Raw genomic sequence first — 15,626 nt, 5'->3', positions numbered from 1 at the left:
GGAAATTTATAGAATGAAAGAACAAACTCTCATTTCTGGGGGTTTGTTCTTTTGCTGTATAAAAATTATGTTAGAGTAGGAAATTTTCATTTTGTAACTGAGTATGCAATACTAGAAAAATAGAAAATGATAATAGATTTACATTTTAAATAAGAAAAGGGGAAATAACTTGTGTCCATTTTAATTGTCGATGATAATCCGGTTAACATCTTTGTAATTGAAAAAATTTTAAAACAAGCCGGATATCAGGATCTTGTATCGCTGAATTCTGCACAAGAGCTTTTCGAATACATTCAATTTGGAGAAGATTCTTCCAGGTATAATGAAATTGATTTAATACTATTAGATATTATGATGCCTGAAATTGATGGACTTGAAGTTTGTAGGCGATTACAAAAAGAGGAGAAGTTTAAAGATATTCCTATTATTTTTGTTACAGCTTTAGAGGATGCAAATAAATTGGCCGAAGCTCTTGATATGGGGGCAATGGATTATATTACGAAACCTATAAATAAAGTTGAATTATTAGCACGTATGCGTGTAGCGTTACGCTTGAAATCAGAATTAAATTGGCATAAAGAACAAGAAGAAAATCTTCGGAATGAACTAGATTTAGCTACGCAAGTACAAAGAAACTTATTAAGTAGCCCATTAAGAGAAGATCATATAAAAATTGAAGCAAGTTACTTACCTTCATTTAAACTAGCTGGAGATATGTATTATTGGTATAAAATCGATGAAAATCGCTACGGTATTATATTATTAGATGTGATGGGACATGGTGTATCTGCTTCATTAGTTTGTATGTTTATTTCGTCTGTATTACGTGAAACAATTAAATGTTTAATTGATCCAGAACTCGTTATTAAAGAATTAAATAAATATATGACCCTTTTACATAATGAAAATGATAATATTCCTTATTATTTTACGGCGATATACTTAGTTGTTAATACAGAAGATAGAACAGTTGAATATGTAAATGCAGGGCATCCTTCTGGATATGTTTTAGTTGATGAAACAAATGTAGTTGAACTAGATCGCGGGAGTTGTGCCGTAGGATTTTTTGATGAAATAAAAGTTAAAAAGACAGTTATACCTTTTGAGAAGAACGCTCAAATATTATTGTTTACAGATGGTGTTCTTGAAGCAATTGCAAATGATGAATTTGAGTCTGAAGAGAAATTACGTACTTTTACAGAAAGAAAATGGGGAGATTTAGAAGGCGAGATAGAAGGGTTTTATAAGGAAGAACAAAAGAAAGCGCAATCAGATGATATGTGTCTCATTATGATACAAACGAATGCGAAATAAAAAGCGTATGAAATCCAAACAGAGGATTTCATACGCTTTTTATTGTATTTTTTGATAAATTTGTTCACTAGGATTAAATTGCGTATAATGCGGCATTATATTTGAAAAACGAAGAGTTTCTTTATTTCCTAAACATAGAAATCCATTGTGACCTAAGCTTTCATAAAATAGTTGCTGCACTTGATTTTGAAGTTTACTTGTAAAGTAAATTAAAACGTTACGACAAAGTATAATATGAAACTCGTTAAAAGATTGATCGGTTACTAAATTATGCTGTGCAAAAATAATGTTTTGTAAAAGTGATGGATTAAAATAAGCAAAACGATTATCTGTTGAATAATAGTTAGAAAACGCTTGTGTACCGCCAGCTTGTAAATAGTTTTTCGTATAAGTTTGCATTTTATTTAACGGGAGGATACCTTGTTTTGCTTTTTCTAACACATTTGTATTCATATCTGTTGCGTAAATAACCGACTTTTCACTTAATCCTTCTTCGTGAAGTAAGATGGACATTGATAATACTTCTTCACCAGTTGCGCATCCAGCATGCCAAATTCTAATTTCAGGTTGCTTTTTCAATTCAGGAATAACATGCTCTCTAAGCGCTTTAAAAAAGGCAGGGTTACGGAACATCTCAGTTACATTAATCGAGAAATCATTTAATAACTGTTCTAAAACCCCTTCCTCGTGAATTACTTTTTCAATTAATTTTGAAATGGTTGGGATATTAGAGAGCTGCATTCGATTACAAATCCTTCTATAAATAGATGTGCGAGCATATTGACGAAAATCAAATCCTGATAGTTTAAATACCGCTTCCAATAGTAATTCAATTTCTAAGTTCGTGCGCTCATCCGTATCTACTGATGGATCAAAATTATAATACTTATTTTCCACTCCAACTAAACCTCACTTATTTTATTAACCATACACTCATTACCGAATAGAGTTGATGTAGATTTAATGGTTTACTTATATAATCTGAAGCGCCAGCAGATAAACATTTTTCCTTATCATTTGGCATTGCTTTAGCAGTTAATGCGATAATAGGTATTTCATTTAGCCCTAAGTTCATTCGGATATTTTCCATCGTTTCATAACCGTCCATATTCGGCATCATAATATCCATTAAAATAAGGTCAATATTTGTATTGCTTTTTAGTATTTCTAAACACTCTATGCCGTTTTGGGCAGTAATAATGTTGGCATTTTGTTTTTTTAATGCATTTTGTAACGCAAATATATTTCGATGATCATCATCGACAATTAAAATGTTTTTCTCTTGGAAGACGTTATTTGTTTCTGGAGTAACGATAGTTTCTTCAACAACTTTAGCAGGAATAACATCTTCTATCGTTGCTGCGACTTCTAAATTGGATAACTGTATATCATGTAATCCATTTGGAAGGTTAGGAATATATACGGTGAAAGTACTACCTTCTCCTACATTACTCTCTAACGTAATCCAACCACCTAATAATCTAGCAAACTCTTTACAAATAGATAAACCTAATCCTGTACCACCATACTTTCGAATCGTTGCTCCATCTGCCTGTTGAAAGGCTTCGAAAATAAGTTGATGCTGTTCTTTAGCGATACCAATACCAGTATCTTTTACTGAAATTGTAATCCAATCTTTACTTATAGACTGCATATCATGACTCAAATTGGTTGTTTCTATCGAATCAAAATGTAAAGAAACGGATCCTTTTTCTGTGAATTTAAATGCATTGGATAATAAGTTTTTAATAATTTGCTCAATCCGTTTTGCATCTGTATAAAACAGATCAGGAATCGTATCACTGTCCTCAATAGTAAATTCGACATTTTTTTGTGCAGCTATATGTAAAAAGTTTTGATGCATATTGGCTGCCATGTCACTTATGTTCGTTGCCTCAAAAATGATGTCTAGTTTGCCTGCTTCTACTTTAGATAAATCTAGTATGTCATTAATTAAAGTAAGTAAGTCTTTCCCTGATGAATGAATGACAGTTGCTAATTCAATCTCATCGTCGGATAAATTGTTATCATGATTTTCTCTTAACATTTCAGATAATAGTAAAATACTATTTAATGGTGTGCGTAATTCATGTGACATATTTGCTAGGAATTCTGATTTGTATTTTGAGCTACGTAACAACTCGCTTGCTTTTTCTTCTAATTCTAATTTAGTAATTTGTAAGTCAGCTGTCTTCTGCTCAGCCTCTTCAGTTCTAGACTCTAATTGTTCATTCGTTGTTCGTAATTCTTCGGCTTGCATTTGTAGTTCTTCCGCTTGTGTTTGCAATTCTTCTGATTGAACTTGCAACTCTTCTGTCATTGCTTGTGATTCATGTAAAAGAGTTTGAATTCGCATACGTCCCATAATACTATGGATTGTTAAACCTAGATTATCAACAGTTTGTTGAATTAAATCTTGATGTAAGTCTGAAATGTCAGTTACACTTACTAACTCCATTACTGCAATCACTTCATCTTCAAATAAGACAGGGATGACTAGTATATTTTTAGGACGTATTTCTAATAATCCAGTAGTAACGTAACGAAACTCTTCAGGTATGTCCCTCAGAATAAAACTTTTCTTTTCTAAAGCAGACTGTCCAATGAAACCTTCACCCATTTTAATGGATTGTTTTCCAATATCAGCACCTTGATCGGCGAAAGAAGCTTTTTTCACATAGTAGACAGTTTCTTCATATTCTTCACGTACATAAAATGCACCACAAGAAGTTTGCGTTTTTTGTATAATTCCACTAAGAAGTTTTTTACCTAACATCTCAATAGAAGATACACCTTGATACAGTAAAATTAATTCTGCAAGCTCAGTTTGTAACCACTCTCTTTTCGATATTTCGTCTAGTAGGTGATTTGTTGTATGAGCAAGATCTTTTATTTCATCATGTGTATTTACGTGAATTCTCTCCGTAATTTTTTCTTTAGAAGAAATGGATTTAATAGCTTGAATTACATTTTTAATCGTTTTTGTAATGGAATTCGAAATATAGAGTGAAACGATAATGGCAACACAAGAAAGTAAGAACAGTAAACTGTATAACCAAATCTCTAATTTATTATTTTCAATATCTAATTGTGCAGCTCTTTTTTTCGTTAGTTGCTCCTCAGTGCTCCGGAAGTTAGTTAGCTGTGATTGTAATGACTGAATTTGAGTCGTGTCGATTGTTTGTACATTATTACTATTATTATTTGTAATGAGTGGGTGAATTTCTTTATTAATCCAACTAGTAATGTTTTCGTTAATCTGTTTTAATTTTTCTTGCTGAGAGGGGTTATCCTCTAATAAAGCAAAAAGATCTTGATAATGTTTTTCGTAATCTTTTTCCGCAGAGTTAAGGGATTGCACGTAATTAGGGTTATTAGAAATGATAAACCCTTTTGCTTTATTTTCAATTGTTAGTAACTCTTTCTCCACTTGATTCGTTAAATTGAGAACTTTAAAATCGTGATCAATAATAAAATTACGAGATTTTTGTAAGCTGGAAATCTCATTGTTTAACATAATGAAAGAAACAAGTAAGAACAAAATGATAACTAAATAACCAGCCATAATTTTGTAGCGAATACTAAATTTTGCTTTCGAGTTCATTAAAAATTCCTACCTTCAAGGTTATTAAAACTTTTCTATTTTAAAGAATGAAAACGTAATATATATTATATCAGTTTTCATAAGGTCAACTAGAAATCCCCTATTGTATTAGGGTTCTTTTTAATAGAGGAAATCATTTTGAAATATAAAACATATATGAAAGGTAGTAGACGAGGAATAGAGGATAACAAACATTCTAAGAAGGGAAGAGTGTTTTAAAGCTCTTTTGCATCTATTCCTTCAAAATAAATAATACAAGATCTCTTTTTACAGTAAGGAAAAGGATACTAGAGTGCTTAAGTTTTTAATAGAAGTAAGTGTTCCGTGTTTACTTATAAATACATTCGTTTGAAATGTTGTCATTAAAGCATAAAAATGATGAATCTGCGTTATTGTAGGTGTTTCATTATAAGAAATAGTAGTAGAGTGAATGGCGTTCATCGTAATATTCCTTTCCATATAGTAAGCATAACAATATAAACATACCCGTTTAAAAAATGTTAAACATATAAATAAGAAAAAATATAATTATAGTTTTTACGTTTAGAAAAGGTTAGGAAGGGTATACATATACTACAAAGAGATTAACTGAAGATGAATTGTAAGATGTCTATGTTTAGTAGAGTAGTCTATCAAAATATACTTTTACTTTAAATAAAAAGGAGCCTGGTATACATGAATGAAATGATGATTAATATAACATTTGATTTAATTTACTTGTTAAGTAGTTCACTTGTAGTGCTTTTACTATTCGCTTTTTCGTAAATGGTTATGTTAATAAGAAGATTAGTGTATACAGAAATGAAGAAAAATAAAGATACATTATATAAAACTTTAGGAGGTTAATAGTTATGAATGTAGATAGAAAAATAGTAGGTGTTTTTAGAACAATTGATGATGCGGCACTCGTTATTAATGAATTAAATGAAAAAGGATACTCAGCAGATAACATTTCAGCTATTGCGAAAGATCAAAAGGAAATTGAACACCTTGAAGAAAAATCGGGTGAAAAAGTAAATCATGAAACTGCACATAAAGCAGATATCTTTTCAGCAACAGGGCTTGTGGCAGGAGGAGTAGCAGGCGGACTCGGTGGTTTATTAACAGGTCTTGGTATACTTGCCGTTTCTGGAATGGGTCCAATCGTAGCAGCAGGACCGATCGCAGCAGCTATTGGAGGAGCTGGTATTGGAGGAGGAGCTGGAAGTTTAATAGGAGCATTTATAGGATTAGGAATTCCAGAAGAACATGCTAAAAAGTATGAAGAATATATTTACGATGGAAATATATTAATTTTAGTAGATGCAAAATTAGATAATAAGTTAGAAATCTATAAAATCTTTGATAAGCATCATGCTTATAACTCTGATTTCTTTAAATAAAATGTAAACAAAGTAAATATCGTTTTTTGATCTTACAAATTTGGCGCGGCCGAGGAGTCGTATGACTATAAGAGAGGAAGGGCTTATAGTAAAAGATCAAGTTCTATCATGCTATTTAAAAGGGAAGAGGTGTCTTTTCGTGATTGTAAAAATATTAAAGGATAGCAGTAATAGTTTCCTTTGTACAGTTCAAAATAAAAATGGAGACCAGTATGTGAAGAAGTGGTTTCGTAAACATGAAAATAACAAAGAATTAGGACGACCAACTTTTAAAGAAGTAGAAAAGGACTGGAAAGAAAATAAAGAGTCGTTTATGTATCCTAATTTTAAAGCGCTTTATTAAAATGAAACATAATGCGCGTTTCATTCTTACAAAACTGTCACATTCCTGTAAGGTAATTCAATAGATTAGTTGTTTGTTCCATGTCATAATAAAGACATAAGAAAGCTAATTAAAACTACAACTTATTAGGAGAGTGTCAGTCATGATTGTAACAACAACGTCTGGAATTCAAGGTAAAGAAATTATTGAGTATATCGATATTGTAAATGGTGAAGCTATTATGGGTGCAAATATTGTCCGCGATTTATTCGCTTCTGTTCGTGATGTTGTCGGTGGTCGTGCTGGTTCTTATGAAAGTAAGCTAAAAGAAGCTCGTGATATCGCAATGGACGAAATGAAAGAACTTGCAAAACAAAAAGGTGCGAACGCTATCGTTGGTGTTGACGTAGATTACGAAGTAGTTCGTGATGGAATGTTAATGGTTGCTGTAAGTGGTACAGCTGTACGTATATAAGTAAATAAAAAACAGGCTCACCCCTTGAAGTTTATGCTTTGAGGGGGTTTTTTATTTTTCTTTTGTTTATGACTAAAGTTAAAATAGAGAAGGGCCGATGTACTAGCTCGCTTATTTCAAATGTAGTATATTATTTCTTAAGAAAAAGCAAGTAAATGGAAGTTTTTGTATTTAAAGAAGGTGTTAATTTTATGACAAATAATAAAATTGCTATTTGAGGTACGAAGAGAATGAGTGGTATGAATAATTTTAGAAAGTGTATAGTTAATAGAAATAAACGATGGAGTATGTAAAGAGTTATATTACATAAAATTTATTATGAATGGAGGCGGTTACACTATGTTTTGGTTAGGATGTTTTTTAGGATACATTGTAGGTTCTATTATTACATGTGCGCTACTTTACTTTGGATATAGATCCAATGAAAATAAAAAAGCGAATATGCAAAAGGTGGAGGAGAGGAAAATCAATAAAAAAGGTGTATAGTAGGCGAAAGGTAAGGTGATAATGTTGATGCAACAATAAAGGACAGTACATATTGTATATGACTACTATGTACTGTTCCGCTTATTCTTTTTGGATTATGAGAGGTTGTTTCCTGTCTTGCTATAAATTTCATAGGCGAAAAACCCCAATAAATAGCCGATTCCAGATCCTAAACTCACTGCAAGAAGTGAATAATCTGGGAAAAACATGCCGAAAATTAAACCGATTATACAGCCAACAAGCATTCCCATAGGTATTAAACTGTCTAATAAAATTTGAGCGTTTTTTGATTTTTTCTTACCTAAGTTACCGTTGTTATATTTATGTTTAAGGCTACCAATCACATATACTACAATTCCCCTGACTATTAAAACAGGCGCAATTGCCGTGAGTAACCACATGTTAGAGTCTCCTTTCGCTTTTTTAATTAAATTACATAAGCTACTTAAAATTCTATGCTACTAAATGGATTGATAGTTGAATGTACTCAATTTAATAATTCGTTAAAAAAACTTTCCCTTTCGTTTTCTCCGCAGATTGCACAACATCAACCGCCGTTTTCACATCCGCTAAGTCATATGTAGAATGTACTTTCATAAAACGTAATTGCTTATTTTCTACTAAGTGAATTAAATGACGAAACGTCTCTTGCCATTTATATGGTGACACTTCTTTATTCCAATGTCGTAAATGAAATATGTTCGCGTGCACTTTTGCTTTCGTGACAATCTCTGCCCAGTTTACTTGTACACCTGATAGAAGACCGATCGTTAAAAAGTGCCCGTTTGGACGTAAGGAGAAAGCTAATTCATTTCCATCCGGTCCCCCAATAGAATCAATCGCAGCGTCTGCACCTCTGCCGTTTGTTAATGTCATAACTGTTTCATAAAGCGGGGCAGTCGAAGTATCAATTACATGATGAGCGCCAAGCTGAAGTAATTCCTCTGTATGTTTACTATTTCTTGTCACGGCAATGAGTTGGAAATTTAAAATTTGCGATAACTGCGCAAAAAGATGACCAATTGCGGATCCACAAGCATTCACTAATAAAACGTCATTACGCTGTAAGTTTAACGTTTCTGTACATGTAACCCACGCTGTAAGGGGATTAATATACATTTGTGCCGCGGTAAAATCATCAATAGAATCGGGAATAGGGACTACAAAATCAGCCGATGTTTTCACATATTCTTGCCAAGTACCTTCCCCGCGTAACGGTAACACACGTTTACCGATAAGCTCTCTAGAAACAAAAGCTCCTACATCTTCTACAATACCAACACCTTCATAACCAGGTATGTTAGGTAACGGAATTCTATGAGCGTACGCTCCGGTTATTGGAATTAAGTCAGATGGATTAATCGGTCTAACTAGCATACGGACGAAAACTTCATTATCTTTCAGTGGTTCTATATTTTTATATTCAACTTGTAATACGTCTTTTGGATTGCCAAACTTATGAAATTGAATGTGTTTTCCACGCAAGATAGATGTTCCCCCTTAGTTTGATTGAGTTTATTATAGCATTTTTGGTTTGGTTGGTTATTTTGTTAATGATAAATAGGGTTTGTACAATGGTAAGTAAAATAGATTTTAATTTACGTATTTATCAGAATTTTATAAAATGTGTATATAACTATGAAATGGGGGAGATTTCTTCATGTGTACTAGTTTGACGTTACAAACTAAAAATTTCCAACATCTTTTTGCGAGAACAATGGATTTCACATTAGATATGAATCAGGAAGTAATAATCATTCCTCGGCGTTATCAGTGGAACAATATAACTGGTGAAACAATCCGAACGAAAAAGGCTGTTGTCGGAATGGGAATTAATTTTGGAGGAAGGGTCATGATGGCAGATGGAGTAAATGAAGCTGGTATGACATGTGCAACTCTCTATTTCCCAGGATTCGCTACTTATAGTAGTCATGTAGATAGCAATAAAACGAATGTAGCACCATTTGATTTTGTGACTTGGAGCCTCACGCAGTTCAATTCTGTTGAAGAATTAAGAAAATCTATTGATAGCATTGCCTTTATAGATGTGCCATTACCAATTTTAGGGGTTACTCCACCGCTACATTGGATTTTAGCAGATAAATCGGGAGAATGTATTGTACTTGAGCCGACAGCTGATGGAATAAAAGTGTATGACAATCCAATAGGAGTGATGACTAATAGTCCGGAGTTTAGTTGGCATTTACAAAATTTAAGACAATATATTGGTCTTAAATCGCAGCCATTTGCGCCAACGGAGTGGGGCGATGTACCATTAAGTGCTTTTGGCCAAGGTTCAGGATCGATGGGACTTCCTGGAGATTTCACACCGCCATCAAGATTTGTACGGGCAGCATATGGCAAACAAAACATTCAAAGTATAGAGAACGAAGAAGAGGGGATATCGGCTATTTTTCATATTTTATCGAATTGTGAGGTTCCTAAGGGGGCAGTAATAACAGAAGACGGTATATTAGATAATACGATCTATACAAGTGCAATGTGTATGGAGTCTGGAACATATTATTACCATACTTACGATTGTAGACAAATTATAGCCATTCATTTATTCAATGAAGATTTAGATACAGCTGAGATTAAAACGTATCCGTTTCAGCGGAAACAAAAAATATTTTATGAAAACTGAAGCGCCCCTGAAAAAGTGAGACTAATCAAAACACCTCCATTTAATTTGCATACTTAGTATGCGAATTTAGGAGGTGTTTTTTATCATTTACCAATATTCAGGTTTACTTCTTGCTATTCTATTAAGCCGAAGCTCTCTTCATTCTCTCAAGTAAACTAGACAACACATGCGTACGATAAGATTCTAGTTTTTTACCTTCATAAGTACGGATACCTAATTTTTTAAGTTCTTTTACATACCAACCTTTGCTTCCGAAATACATGTGATCGCTCCCCTTCAACTTTGTTTTTATTTATCCTGATTGCATATGGAGGTACAGGAATTATAATGAAGGAAATGAATTTCGCGCGAAAATGGTTAACTTTGTTGCAAAAGACATATATACTAAAGATAGTATACAACGAGGTGGACAAGACGTGATTATAGAGAAGCACGAAATTCAAATTGACCAAATTACTAGCGGTAAAGTGAATATCTTTACTTTCTATAGAAATAGAAAGCAAATTGATGATCATTTTTTACGATTGCAAGAACCATCGCTTACAGCAAACTACTTCTTCCATTTTCATTTTGATGCAGAGAGCTTGCATCTACTGCAGAAAGAGTTTCCGAGCGTATATCCGTACGACGGTAGTGAAACGATTCACGACTGGACGGAAAAGATGAAAGCTGAATTGCAACATCAGATCCAAACAGGAAAATGGAATAAACGCGTACGTATCGGTAATCGCATTCTAGATGTGGTGTTTACGTGGTGTGACGAAGATATAGTAGAGTGAAAAAGAAGCGGATGACGCTTCTTTTTTTAGCGCTGGAATAAAACGAGCTTACCTGCAGTAGATGTACAGCGATGTGTTTTTTCATACAATCCTTTTTCTTGTAAGATAGATTCACCTTTTGCTTTTGCTTCTTTTTCAGTTGCCGCCTCGAATGATTCGTCTAATGCTTTTGAACCATCTTTTTCAAAGACTGTTAGAACGTATACTCCCATGAAAATTCCCTCCAATAATTAAAATCAGAATCTTATAATTATTTTGACATAAAATGCTGCAATATGCAAAGAAATATATGACATTGCGTGGTAAAATAGAATGAAACTTTACTCATCGAGAATATTTTTATTCTCGATGAGTATTAGTTTTCAGCGATTTTAATTTTAATAAAATGAAACTTTTGAAAGATAGAAAGGATCGTTATTTGTGAAACAAGTAAAGTTTATACATGCGGCTGATTTGCATTTGGATAGTCCGTTTAAAGGAATGGAGATGAATGTTGCGCAGTCTGTTTGGAAGAGAATGAAGCAAAGTACGTTTGAATCATTTGAGCGTATTGTTGATAAAGCGATTCAAGAGCGCGTTGATTTCGTATTACTAGCTGGGGATTTGTATGATGCGGAGACGAGAAGTTTGAGGGCGCAAGTGTTTGTGCGTGAGCAAATGAAGAGACTTTCGCAGTACGATATCCCTGTTTTTATTATTCACGGTAACCATGATCATTTAGGGGGAAGCTGGGCAGCAATTGAGTTTCCGGAAAATGTTCATGTATTTACTGAGCCTTATGTAGAAGAGAAATCATTTTATAAAAATGGTGAGCTATTAGCTTCTATTTATGGTTTTAGTTATTTGCAGCAAGCGGTAACGGATAATATGACAGCGCAGTATACGAAAATGAGTGATGCGCCTTTTCATATTGGCATGCTTCACGGAAGTGTGGAAGGAGATGCAGAGCATAATCGCTATGCACCGTTTCAAATTCGTGAGTTGAAAGAAAAACAGTTTGATTATTGGGCTCTTGGCCATATACATAAACGTGAAATTTTATCAGAAGAACCATGCATTATTTATCCAGGGAACATACAAGGTCGTCATCGTAAGGAAACAGGCGAGAAGGGTGCGTACCTTATTGAACTTACGAAACAAGGAACGCAATGTTCATTTTTCCATACGGCAGATGTTGTATGGGATGAAATCGAAGTTTGTATTGATAGACTTGAAACTGTTGATGAACTTATGACGAGCCTATCTACTGCGATGAATGAATGCCGAAGAGAAGAGGAAGGTACGCTATTAACTGTCGTATTCACAGGACAAGGCTCACTTTCCCCTTATTTGCGTGACGAAAAGCGCGTGGAAGAGATTTTTCACATTTTAGCATCTAGCGAAGAGCGAAAAGATTTTGTATATGCGATGAAGTGGAAAAATGAGACGGTTTCTTTTGCGGAAATCGAACGTTTGAAAGCGGAAAATCATTTCATAGGTAGTGTGCTAAAGGAGTTAGAAGCTTTCAGCAATATGGACGGCGTATTGCGTACTATTTGGACATCTCCTGTAGCGCGTAATAGTATTGAATCCTTTACAGAAGAAGAGAAGAAAGAGATTCAAAAGGAAGCAGAAAATATTATTTTAGAGCAATTATTCCAGCAAGAGAGGGATAAAAAATGAGAATTGAAAAACTCCATATTTATGGGTACGGAAAATTAGAAAATGTGGAAATGGATCTTTCATTGCTGACGGTGCTATACGGTGAAAATGAAGCGGGGAAATCGACAATTCGCTCATTTATGAAAAGTATTTTGTTCGGTTTTCCGACGAGAGGACAGCGCCGTTATGAGCCGAAAGAAGGCGGGAAGTATGGCGGCGCGATGACTGTGCAAACAGAGCAGTACGGTCGTTTGAAAATTGAGCGATTGCCAAAGACGGCAGCTGGCGAGGTGACCGTTTATTTTGAAGACGGGAAAACGGGCGGAGAAGAAATTTTAAACGATATATTAAGCGGGATGAATGAAAGTTTATTTGAATCTGTCTTTTCATTTGATATGCATGGTCTTCAAAATATTCATCAGCTAGGCGAAGCGGATATTGGCAATTATTTATTTTCGGCAAGTGCAGTCGGAAGTGATGCGCTATTGCAGTTAGATAAAAAGCTAGAAAAAGAAATGGATCAGCGCTTTAAGCCGAGCGGGCGTAAACCAGAAATTAACGTGTCACTGCAAGAGATGAAGAAACTTGAAGAGAAGATGAAAGAGTGGCAAGGAAAAATTGGCACGTATGAAAAACAAGTAGAGCAGTTAAAAGAAAGTGAAGAGAAGCTTGCTTCTGTTCGCGTGGAGAAAGAGAGTGCAGAAAAGCGAAAGCAAGATTATGAAATATTAGCAGCGCTTGAGCCACTCGTTATTGAAAAACATGCGCATGAGAAAGTGTTAGAGAACGAGAGCGGGCAGTTTCCGGTAAACGGAATGGCGCGTTATGAAGCAATGAAGGCGAAGATGGAGCCGCTTCAATTACAAGTTGATTCGCTCCACAAGAAAATTGAGACAGTGCAATCGGAAATTGCCTCGATTCAAATAGATGAAGAGTTTTTACAAAAAGAAAGTTATGTAGAAGAACTTCGTATGCAGCATATGTCTTACGAAAATGCACGCCAAGAAATGCGTGATATGAGCGGGAATATTACGAATATAAAAGAAGAAATCGCAGAACTAGAACAACAAATTGGTACTACTTTTGAAAAGGAAACAGTTCTTTCATTTGATATGAGTTTGGCAACGAAAGAGTTAATTACGCAAACAGTGCAAAAGGCGCGCGAATTAGAAACGCAAAAAGCACAGCTCGATGATCGTTTTAAAGTAGCGCAAGAGCAATTAGAAGAACAAGAAGAAAATATAAGACAGATTAAGAAACAAATGTTAGTGGATGAAGAGAGAAATGTGTTAGTTGAGAAAGAGAAATCGTTCCAAGATGCGGCGTTTATCGGTATGGGCGCAGAGAGAATGAAGCGCAAGTATGAGGAAAAAGCAGGAGTAGCTAAGCAAAAGAAAAAGCAGTGGCAAAGAGTTTGTCTTCTGTTACTTCTTATTAACACAGTCGTTTTATTCACGAGCTTATTTATAGACAATCGCCCGCTCTTATTTATTAGTGTCATTATTTTTGTAGGGATTGTTCTTGCCCTCATTTTATATAAAGATCCGTCAAGTGGATTACAAGAAGAGCTCCTTACACTTCAGCAAAGTGCCGGCGGGAGACAAAGTGAAGAAGCGATGTCTGTTCGCTATCAGTTAGAAAAAGATGAAGAGATACGTAAATTATTTGAGCGCGAGTCTTATAAGTTACAGCAGTTGGAACGAGCGTATGATAAAGTCGTTTCATCGTATGAGGAATGGGAGAGAGAAACGTTCCAGGCGGGAGAACAAGTCGATGCATATAAAGCGCGCTATATGTTTCCTGAATTTTATACGTATGCACACATATTGCCGGCGTTTGAGCGTATTGAAAAAATGCAGCAATTATATCGTGAATTAGAGAAACAAGGCACGCGAAAATCTTCATTATATGAAATGATTTCGCAATTTGAACATAAACTAGAAACTGTTATCGGTAGTGCGGAGTATAGTAAGCTACACGAGGCACAAAGCCGTATGCAAAATGAGAAAGAGAAGCGCCAAACTTGTAAGCAGTTAAAAGAAAAACTGGCGGAATGGCAAGAAGAATATGAGTTTATGCAAGAACAATTAAAGCAATTACTAGTAGAAAGAGACAGTTTATGGCATATTGCAGCGTCTACAGATGAAGAGATGTTTTTAGAAGCAGGTAAACTAGCGGAAAAACGTGAAGATGCAGAGAAACAAGTGGGGCGTTTATTACCGCAAATTGATCTGTTAGAACAGCGTTTAACGAGTTTATCATTAGCTGAACATTACGAAGCTGACGGTTATGACGGAAAATTAAAGCAAGAACTGACAGTCGTGCAAAACTGTCTGGTGCAAGAGAAAGAACTGACAGAGCGTATTGCGAAACATCGTATGGAAATTGCGAATTTAGAAGAAGGTAGTACGTACGGCGATTTAATGCATGAATGGGAAATGAAAAAAGCGCAAGTGCGTGAACAAGTGAAGAAGTGGGCTGCTTATGCGGCCGCAAAAACGGTGTTAACGAAAACGAAGCAATATTATCATGAAGTACATCTTCCTCGTATTTTACAAAAGTCAGAAGAGTATTTCGTCTATTTAACAGGCGGACGATATAGTAAAATCTTTTCACCGTCAGAGTCAGAGCCGTTTATTGTAGAGCGTAACGATGGTATGCGTTTTTACAGTCATGAACTAAGCCAAGCGACAGCGGAGCAGTTATATTTATCGCTGAGATTTGCACTAGCAAAAACATTTGAGCATGATTATCCATTTATTATTGATGATAGTTTCGTGCACTTTGACGCGGTAAGGACGAATCGAACGATTGAACTTATAAAGGAAATTGCAAAGGATAGACAAGTCATATTCTTTACATGTCATGCGCATTTACTCGCGTATTTTACAGAAAAACAGATTATAAAATTAACACATATGCGTAAAGAAAATGAGTTGTAGTGTGCTATACTAAAAGTAACTGATTTGGTGGAGG

At 34.7% G+C, this 15,626-nt stretch carries 15 protein-coding genes and 1 pseudogene; 9 read left to right on the top strand and 7 right to left on the bottom strand.

Going from position 1 to position 15,626, the window contains the following annotated elements; genetic code table 11:
• The first annotated feature begins 171 nt into the window (after window positions 1-171).
• Window positions 172-1,314 (top strand): fused response regulator/phosphatase, encoded by a 1,143-nt coding sequence (locus IQ781_RS10525; protein WP_000025533.1) that lies wholly within the window; start codon window positions 172-174, stop codon window positions 1,312-1,314.
• A 39-nt stretch (window positions 1,315-1,353) separates the two neighbouring features.
• On the opposite strand, the gene IQ781_RS10520 is transcribed toward IQ781_RS10525, so the two are convergent.
• The 3 genes and pseudogenes from IQ781_RS10520 to IQ781_RS10510 all read right to left on the bottom strand — a co-directional run bounded on the left by IQ781_RS10520 (window position 1,354) and on the right by IQ781_RS10510 (window position 5,359).
• Window positions 1,354-2,211: a CheR family methyltransferase gene (locus tag IQ781_RS10520; protein ID WP_000429044.1), complete on the bottom strand. Its 858-nt coding sequence runs from the start codon at window positions 2,209-2,211 to the stop codon at window positions 1,354-1,356.
• A 16-nt stretch (window positions 2,212-2,227) separates the two neighbouring features.
• Complete coding sequence (locus tag IQ781_RS10515; protein ID WP_139846954.1) at window positions 2,228-4,918, bottom strand: ATP-binding protein; 2,691 nt, start codon at window positions 4,916-4,918, stop codon at window positions 2,228-2,230.
• Window positions 4,919-5,114: 196 nt separating this feature from the next.
• Window positions 5,115-5,359, bottom strand: a pseudogene (locus tag IQ781_RS10510) (hypothetical protein).
• Window positions 5,360-5,769: 410 nt separating this feature from the next.
• Here IQ781_RS10510 and IQ781_RS10505 point away from each other — a divergent pair.
• The 4 genes from IQ781_RS10505 (at window position 5,770) to IQ781_RS10490 (ending at window position 7,583) form a co-directional block, all read left to right on the top strand.
• Complete coding sequence (locus IQ781_RS10505; protein ID WP_001100098.1) at window positions 5,770-6,300, top strand: general stress protein; 531 nt, start codon at window positions 5,770-5,772, stop codon at window positions 6,298-6,300.
• Window positions 6,301-6,439: 139 nt separating this feature from the next.
• Window positions 6,440-6,643, top strand: a complete 204-nt coding sequence (locus IQ781_RS10500; protein ID WP_031312203.1) for a DUF4028 family protein — start codon at window positions 6,440-6,442, stop codon at window positions 6,641-6,643.
• 142 nt (window positions 6,644-6,785) lie between these two features.
• Window positions 6,786-7,097 (top strand): YbjQ family protein, encoded by a 312-nt coding sequence (locus IQ781_RS10495; protein WP_000637511.1) that lies wholly within the window; start codon window positions 6,786-6,788, stop codon window positions 7,095-7,097.
• A 339-nt stretch (window positions 7,098-7,436) separates the two neighbouring features.
• A complete protein-coding gene (locus IQ781_RS10490) occupies window positions 7,437-7,583 on the top strand; it encodes a hypothetical protein (protein WP_000498629.1) in 147 nt (48 codons plus the stop codon).
• Between the two features lie 95 nt (window positions 7,584-7,678).
• Here the strand turns inward: IQ781_RS10490 and IQ781_RS10485 are convergent, their stop codons facing one another.
• Window positions 7,679-7,984 carry a hypothetical protein gene (locus tag IQ781_RS10485; RefSeq protein ID WP_016125609.1) on the bottom strand — a complete coding sequence of 102 codons (306 nt, stop codon included), beginning with the start codon at window positions 7,982-7,984 and terminating at the stop codon, window positions 7,679-7,681.
• A 91-nt stretch (window positions 7,985-8,075) separates the two neighbouring features.
• Window positions 8,076-9,068, bottom strand: a complete 993-nt coding sequence (locus IQ781_RS10480; RefSeq protein WP_001214236.1) for a zinc-dependent alcohol dehydrogenase family protein — start codon at window positions 9,066-9,068, stop codon at window positions 8,076-8,078.
• 175 nt (window positions 9,069-9,243) lie between these two features.
• On the opposite strand from IQ781_RS10480, the gene bsh reads away from it, so the two are divergent.
• Window positions 9,244-10,230: a choloylglycine hydrolase gene (bsh, locus tag IQ781_RS10475; protein WP_000337599.1), complete on the top strand. Its 987-nt coding sequence runs from the start codon at window positions 9,244-9,246 to the stop codon at window positions 10,228-10,230.
• A 121-nt stretch (window positions 10,231-10,351) separates the two neighbouring features.
• Here the strand turns inward: bsh and IQ781_RS10470 are convergent, their stop codons facing one another.
• On the bottom strand, window positions 10,352-10,492 hold the full coding sequence (locus tag IQ781_RS10470; RefSeq protein WP_000273537.1) for a YflJ family protein: 141 nt from the start codon (window positions 10,490-10,492) through the stop codon (window positions 10,352-10,354).
• A gap of 154 nt (window positions 10,493-10,646) precedes the next feature.
• Here IQ781_RS10470 and IQ781_RS10465 point away from each other — a divergent pair, with 154 nt between their 5' ends.
• Complete coding sequence (locus IQ781_RS10465) at window positions 10,647-11,009, top strand: hypothetical protein (protein ID WP_000582785.1); 363 nt, start codon at window positions 10,647-10,649, stop codon at window positions 11,007-11,009.
• A gap of 26 nt (window positions 11,010-11,035) precedes the next feature.
• On the opposite strand, the gene IQ781_RS10460 is transcribed toward IQ781_RS10465, so the two are convergent.
• A complete protein-coding gene (locus tag IQ781_RS10460) occupies window positions 11,036-11,221 on the bottom strand; it encodes a YhzD family protein (RefSeq protein WP_000539552.1) in 186 nt (61 codons plus the stop codon).
• Window positions 11,222-11,429: 208 nt separating this feature from the next.
• Here IQ781_RS10460 and IQ781_RS10455 point away from each other — a divergent pair, with 208 nt between their 5' ends.
• Window positions 11,430-12,671 (top strand): metallophosphoesterase family protein, encoded by a 1,242-nt coding sequence (locus IQ781_RS10455; RefSeq protein ID WP_057619739.1) that lies wholly within the window; start codon window positions 11,430-11,432, stop codon window positions 12,669-12,671.
• Window positions 12,668-15,592 carry an ATP-binding protein gene (locus IQ781_RS10450; RefSeq protein ID WP_139846955.1) on the top strand — a complete coding sequence of 975 codons (2,925 nt, stop codon included), beginning with the start codon at window positions 12,668-12,670 and terminating at the stop codon, window positions 15,590-15,592. The genes IQ781_RS10455 and IQ781_RS10450 overlap by 4 nt, the downstream gene beginning before the upstream one ends.
• The last annotated feature ends 34 nt before the right edge of the window (window positions 15,593-15,626 follow it).

Source organism: Bacillus sp. N447-1, assembly GCF_022701035.1.
In the GTDB taxonomy this organism is placed as follows: Bacteria; Bacillota; Bacilli; order Bacillales; family Bacillaceae_G; genus Bacillus_A; species Bacillus_A cereus.
Note: the sequence above shows the minus strand (reverse complement) of the source record. Positions and strands in the feature narration are given on the sequence as shown.

Bases quoted from the DNA above. Each gene is read 5' to 3' on its own strand.
- IQ781_RS10515 (WP_139846954.1), bottom strand. From the start codon at position 4,918: ATGAACTCGAAAGCAAAATTTAGTATTCGCTACAAAATTATGGCTGGT.
- IQ781_RS10505 (WP_001100098.1), top strand. From the start codon at position 5,770: ATGAATGTAGATAGAAAAATAGTAGGTGTTTTTAGAACAATTGATGAT.
- IQ781_RS10495 (WP_000637511.1), top strand. From the start codon at position 6,786: ATGATTGTAACAACAACGTCTGGAATTCAAGGTAAAGAAATTATTGAG.
- IQ781_RS10490 (WP_000498629.1), top strand. From the start codon at position 7,437: ATGTTTTGGTTAGGATGTTTTTTAGGATACATTGTAGGTTCTATTATT.
- IQ781_RS10485 (WP_016125609.1), bottom strand. From the start codon at position 7,984: ATGTGGTTACTCACGGCAATTGCGCCTGTTTTAATAGTCAGGGGAATT.
- bsh (WP_000337599.1), top strand. From the start codon at position 9,244: ATGTGTACTAGTTTGACGTTACAAACTAAAAATTTCCAACATCTTTTT.
- IQ781_RS10470 (WP_000273537.1), bottom strand. From the start codon at position 10,492: ATGTATTTCGGAAGCAAAGGTTGGTATGTAAAAGAACTTAAAAAATTA.
- IQ781_RS10460 (WP_000539552.1), bottom strand. From the start codon at position 11,221: ATGGGAGTATACGTTCTAACAGTCTTTGAAAAAGATGGTTCAAAAGCA.
- IQ781_RS10450 (WP_139846955.1), top strand. From the start codon at position 12,668: ATGAGAATTGAAAAACTCCATATTTATGGGTACGGAAAATTAGAAAAT.